This window comes from Tritonibacter sp. SIMBA_163, from assembly GCF_046535935.1.
Lineage (GTDB): Bacteria > Pseudomonadota > Alphaproteobacteria > Rhodobacterales > Rhodobacteraceae > Epibacterium > Epibacterium scottomollicae.
In genome coordinates this window covers 1-275 of the sequence record NZ_JAWJBP010000398.1, presented here as the reverse complement: position 1 = coordinate 275, position 275 = coordinate 1, and the positions used below count along the sequence as shown (strand labels likewise).

Annotated in this window: 1 protein-coding gene; it reads right to left on the bottom strand. The window is 63.6% G+C overall.

Going from position 1 to position 275, the window contains the following annotated elements; all coding sequences use genetic code 11:
• Window positions 1-275 (bottom strand): LysR family transcriptional regulator (locus R0J92_RS22880; protein ID WP_411053353.1); only part of this gene is annotated, 275 nt, incomplete at both ends.

Genomic DNA, 275 nt, shown 5'->3' with positions numbered 1-275 from the left:
CAAAAAGCACGCTGGAGCCGATGGGCGGCAGGCCGAGCCTCAGGAGGCCGCGCTTGAGGCCGCGCAATTCATTGAGCTCGGCCAACATGTCGTCCTTTTCCGCCAGCATCGCGAGCGCGCGACGGAAGACGATCTCGCCAGCCGCAGTGAGCCGCGAGGGCGAAACTTCACGATCAAGCAGGATCAGCCCCAATTCGTCCTCAAGTTGCCTGACCGCCTTGCTGACGGTCGATTGGGTCGCGTTGATGGCTTTTGCGGCAGCGGAGAAGCCGCCC